We start from the raw sequence: 4,744 nt of genomic DNA, 5'->3' as shown, positions 1-4,744 counted from the left end.
GCGCCGGAGTCGACAGGGCTGTGACGCGCGCCGGTACGGGGCCGGTGACGGCGCCGGGTGCCGGCGCGGGCGTCCCCGTGACGCCGCGCGCGCGACCGAGACAAGCGGTCCGTGAGGATCGCTTCGAGCGTCGGATTCCCCCGCCGCGGGCTCACCGGAGCAGGCATGTAAGGGTGTGGCATGACGACGGACCGCTTTGAAGTCACGCGCCGGCTGGCTGCGTCCCCCTCCACGATCTTCGAGGTGCTGCGCTCGCCGCAGGGCCACGTGGCCATCGACAGCTCCGGCATGCTGCAGTCCGCGGAGGGCGACCCGGTGAGCGCGGTGGGGGACCAGTTCCTCGTCCACATGGACCGGGAGGCCCTCGGAGACCTTCCCATGGGCCGCTACGACGTGACCGTGATCATCACCGGCTACGAACCCGACGCGCTCCTGGAATGGACGATCTCGGGCACCATCCAGCCGCCCATCCGCCACCTGTACGGGTACCGGCTCACGCCCAACGAGTCGGGCACGCTGGTCACTTCGTACTACGACTGGAGCCAGATCGACGACAAGTACCGTGAGGCGGGCATCTTTCCGGTCATCCCGGAGGCCGGCCTGCGCGCCACGCTCGGAATCCTCGCCCGCACGGTCGCACAGAACTCGTAACCGCTTCCGGGGCATCCGGCGGGGTCCCGTCCCGACTCCGGCCTCCAGGGCCTCGACTCCCTCCAGATCATGGACAAGATCGTCGGTCACGCGGGCTCGTTCGGCCTGAAGGTGGTCCTCGACCGCCGCCCCGACTCCTCGGCCCGGTCGGTGCTCTGGTACACCTCCGCCGTCCCGGAGAGCATCTGGATCGGTGACCTGAAGGCGCTGGCCACCCGCTACCGGGGCGATGACGCCGTGGTCGGTACCGGCCCCCACGACGAACCCCGCGACCCGGCCCGCCGGAGCTGCGGCGACCGGGCCGCCGACCTCTCACCCGCAAGGCTTGATGCCCATTCGGGGTCGCATCTGCGGCACGAAGGTGAGCCCGGGACCAATCCGGGGACGGCGTCGACTCCGGACCATGAGTGACCGGACCCGAGGGGCCGGCATGAGTCTCGGAGGTCGTTGTCGTGGTCGTTCTGGTGTTGATCGGGCTGCTCGGCGGACTGATCACGGCGGTGTCGCCGTGCATCCTGCCGGTCCTGCCCGTGGTGTTCCTCGCGGGCGGACAAGGCGTCGCACCACCCGGCGCGAAAGAGGCGCTCACGGAGGACGGTCCTCCGGCGCCCGCACCCCCCAACCGCCGGCCCTACGCGGTGGTCGCCGGGCTCGTGCTCAGCTTCAGCTTCTTCACGCTGCTGGGAGTCACGATCATCTCCGCGCTGGGCCTGCCGGAGGACATCCTGCGGTACGTCGGGCTGGCCCTGCTGATCCTGATCGGCCTGAGCCTGGTCTTTCCCGCCGTCGAGCGGGTGCTGGAGAGGCCGTTCGCACGGCTGCCGCAGCGCCAGGTGAACAAGGAGGGCGGCGCCTTCGCCCTGGGGCTGGGACTCGGTCTGCTGTACGTGCCGTGCGCGGGACCGGTGCTCGCGGCCATCACGGTCGCCGGCGCACGGGGCGAACTGAACCTGGGCATCGTCGCGTTGACGCTGTCCTTCGCGATCGGCACCGCCCTGCCGCTGCTCGTGTTCGCACTCGCGGGACGCCGGGTGGCCGAGCGCGTGGGCGCCTTCCGTAAACGGGCCAGGAAGTTGCGGATCGCGGCCGGCGCCCTGATGGTCCTGCTCGCCGCGGGGCTCGCTTTCGACGTCACCGACGCCATCCAGCGTTCACTGCCGAACTACACGGCCGGGGCACAGAGCCGGATCGAGGACAACACGGTCGTACGCCAGAAGCTCTCGGGCCTCTACGACAACTCCAACAAGGAGCTGTCGCGCTGCGCGGACGGTGTGGACGAGCTGCGCTCGTGCGGGCAGGCGCCGCCCATCGCCGGTATCACCAAGTGGCTCAACACCCCTGAGGGACGCCCGGTCGATCTGCGTGCGGAACGGGGCAAGGTCGTCCTGATCGATTTCTGGACCTACTCGTGCATCAACTGCCAGCGCAGCCTGCCGCACATCGAGGCATGGGATCGCGCCTACCAGCAGGCGGGACTCGAGGTGATCGGCGTGCACGCGCCCGAGTTCGCCTTCGAGAAGGACGCGGACAACGTGGCCGATCAGGCACGCAAGCTCGGCGTCACCTACCCGGTGGCGCTCGACAACAAGCTGACCACGTGGAACAACTACCGCAACCGCTTCTGGCCCGCCAAGTACCTGATCGACGCCCGGGGCACGGTGCGCTACCTCAAGTTCGGCGAGGGGCAGTACGCGCAGACCGAGGAACTGATCCGCACGCTCCTGAAGCAGGCCGACCCCTCCGTCACCCTGCCTCCCAGGACCGGCGCTCACGATGACCGCCTCACCGACGAGCGCACCCCGGAGACCTATCTCAGCAACCTGCGCATCAGCGGCTACGTCGGCGACCCGCTTCTGGACGACCGCCCCAAGACGTACCACTTCCCCGCCGGTCTCCCCGCCGGCCGCCTGTCCCTGGACGGCACCTGGACAGCGGGCTACGAGCACTTCACCGCCGGCCGCGATGCCCGCCTCGCCTTCCGCTACCGGGCGAAGAACGTCAACCTCGTGCTCGGCGGCAAAGGGCCGGTGAGCGTTCTCGTCGACGGCAGGCTCGTCAAGAAACTGGACATCGACGGCACGCCCACCATGTACCGCCTCGTCGACGACAAGGACGCCCGGGACGCACGGCTCGAACTCCGCGTCGGCGCGGGCGTGCAGGCCTACTCGTTCACCTTCGGCTGACCGCCCCTGCGCGCCGCCGTCGCCACCCGGCAGCGGTTGGCCGAGGGGATGTGCGGTCTGCCCCCGGCCCGGCGACCGCAAGGACCGCCGACGACACCTGACGCCACCTGGCAGCCTGCGGGGAAGACTAGCGGTGGGGCCACTGAGTGCGGGAGCCGGCGCTGGGGGCGGAGGTGTTGATGTTGTTGGTGATGTCACCGACGCTGAAGTTGATCAGCCCGCCGCAGGCGAGGAAGCAGAATCCGGGAGTGGTGCCGGGGGTCGTCGCAGCCGCGGTGACCTGGACGTCTGTGGTGCTGTTGGAGGCGTCGCAGTCGGCGTTGCCGTTGTAGGCGGCGGTGATGGTGTGGGTGCCGGCGGTGGTGAAAGCGGCCGTATAGCCGGCCTGGCCGCCGGCGTTCACCGGCACGGTGCCGAGCAGGTCGCTGCCGTCGAAGAACGTGACGCCGAGGCCGCCGGTGGGATCGGAAGGGCAGTCGACCGTGGCCAGGAGCTGTACGGGGTTGTTCACCGTGGTCGACTGCGGGCTGGCCGTCACGGTGGTGCTCGACGGTACGGCCCAGGCGGGTGAGGCGAGTCCCAGTACGGTGGCCAGGGCTGCGGCGACGGTCAGTCTCGCTCTGCGTGGCGTGATGTGCACCGGTTCGGTTCCTTGTTCGCTTCCCGGTCCGCAGGGCGCGGGTGCCGTGGGGAGCCCCACGGTATGGCGGTCGCCGCCGCTCTGCCGGGACATGGCGCCCGAAGTAGCCCGGTCGGATGAGCCGGCTGCGCCGCTCGCCCGGCGATCGGGTGAGCGGACAGGTCAGATGCCGGGCGCGGCGGTTCGGGTGAAGGTCAGGCCGGGGCTGGTACCGCCCGCGGTGGTGACGGTCACCGTGACCGGCCCGGGGGCGCCCGCAGGCGCGACGGCGGTGACCTTCGTGTCCGACACCACGGTGAACGGGACGGCCGAACCTCCGAAGGTGACGGCCGATGCGGTGGCCAGGTTCGAGCCGGTGAGGGTCACCACGGTGCCCGCGGCTGCCGGACCGCTGCCGGGTACCAGCGCTGTCAGCGTGGGCGGGGCGACATAGGAGAAGGCCAGGGGGTTGCTCGTACCGCCCGGTGTGATCACCGTGATCGGCACGCTGCCCGTCCCGGGAGGGGCCGAGGCCGTGATCTGCGTCGCCGACACCACGGTGAACGAGGTGGCGTTGGCGGGGCCGAAGAGGACGGCGCTGGTGTTGAGCAGGTCGCTTCCGTTCAGCGTGACCACGGTGCCGCCGGCCGTGGGGCCCTGGACGGGGTTGCCGCTCTGGAGCGTGGGCGGGGCGGCGTAGAAGAAGAACGCGTCCGGGGCGCTGGTGCCTCCTGGGGTGGTGACCTTCACCTCTGCGGCTCCGGGGGTTCCCGGGGGTGTGACGGCGGTGATCTGGGTGGCCGAGTTCACCAGGAACGTCGTCGCCGGAACCCCGGCGAAGGTGACCGCCGTCGCCCCGGTGAAGCCGGTCCCCGTCAGGATGACACCGGTGCCGCCCGCTGTCGGGCCGTTGACGGGCGACACACCCGTCACCTGGGGCACCTGTGCCGCGACGTAGGTGAACGTCACCGAGTTGCTGTTCCCGGTCGGATGAACGACCGTCACCGCCGCCGCCCCCGCCGCGTGAGGAGGGCTCACAGCGGTGATCTGGGTGGCCGAATTGACGATGAAGGAAGTGGCGTTGGTGCTGCCGAAGCGTACGGCGGTGGCCCCGGCCATCCCCGTGCCGGTGAGGGTGACGGTCGTACCCCCGGTCGTGGGCCCCTGTGTGGGACTGATGGCAGTGATCGTGGGCGGCATGCGGATGCTCCAATGGCAGCCTGGGCGAAGCCCGGGGCCGGCGGGAACCCCGGCCCGGGTCCGGGAGTCGCCGCGCCGGGGAGGACGAGGC

The 4,744-nt window shown here is 70.6% G+C and carries 5 protein-coding genes; 3 read left to right on the top strand and 2 right to left on the bottom strand.

Annotated elements, in window-relative coordinates; translation table 11 throughout:
• Positions 1-180 precede the first annotated feature (180 nt).
• The 3 genes from ACFWN1_RS31730 (at position 181) to ACFWN1_RS31720 (ending at position 2,834) form a co-directional block, all read left to right on the top strand.
• On the top strand, positions 181-651 hold the full coding sequence (locus ACFWN1_RS31730; RefSeq protein ID WP_384369711.1) for a polyketide cyclase: 471 nt from the start codon (positions 181-183) through the stop codon (positions 649-651).
• A gap of 69 nt (positions 652-720) precedes the next feature.
• Positions 721-1,062 (top strand): hypothetical protein, encoded by a 342-nt coding sequence (locus tag ACFWN1_RS31725; protein WP_384369708.1) that lies wholly within the window; start codon positions 721-723, stop codon positions 1,060-1,062.
• Between the two features lie 41 nt (positions 1,063-1,103).
• The gene (locus ACFWN1_RS31720; protein WP_384369705.1) at positions 1,104-2,834 is read left to right on the top strand and encodes a cytochrome c biogenesis protein DipZ; all 1,731 of its coding nucleotides are present in this window, start codon (positions 1,104-1,106) and stop codon (positions 2,832-2,834) included.
• A 127-nt stretch (positions 2,835-2,961) separates the two neighbouring features.
• Here the strand turns inward: ACFWN1_RS31720 and ACFWN1_RS31715 are convergent, their stop codons facing one another.
• Both ACFWN1_RS31715 and ACFWN1_RS31710 read right to left on the bottom strand, forming a co-directional pair.
• A complete protein-coding gene (locus ACFWN1_RS31715) occupies positions 2,962-3,474 on the bottom strand; it encodes an Ig-like domain-containing protein (RefSeq protein ID WP_384369702.1) in 513 nt (170 codons plus the stop codon).
• A 162-nt stretch (positions 3,475-3,636) separates the two neighbouring features.
• A complete protein-coding gene (locus ACFWN1_RS31710) occupies positions 3,637-4,653 on the bottom strand; it encodes an IPT/TIG domain-containing protein (protein WP_384369699.1) in 1,017 nt (338 codons plus the stop codon).
• Between the last annotated feature and the right edge of the window lie 91 nt (positions 4,654-4,744).

It is taken from the genome of Streptomyces sp. NPDC058459 (genome assembly GCF_042721685.1).
Taxonomy (GTDB): domain Bacteria; phylum Actinomycetota; class Actinomycetes; order Streptomycetales; family Streptomycetaceae; genus Streptomyces.
The sequence above is the reverse complement of the archived record's forward strand: the minus strand, read 5'-3'. Positions and strand labels throughout refer to the sequence as shown.

Bases quoted from the DNA above. Each gene is read 5' to 3' on its own strand.
- ACFWN1_RS31730 (WP_384369711.1), top strand. From the start codon at position 181: ATGACGACGGACCGCTTTGAAGTCACGCGCCGGCTGGCTGCGTCCCCC.
- ACFWN1_RS31725 (WP_384369708.1), top strand. From the start codon at position 721: ATGGACAAGATCGTCGGTCACGCGGGCTCGTTCGGCCTGAAGGTGGTC.
- ACFWN1_RS31710 (WP_384369699.1), bottom strand. From the start codon at position 4,653: ATGCCGCCCACGATCACTGCCATCAGTCCCACACAGGGGCCCACGACC.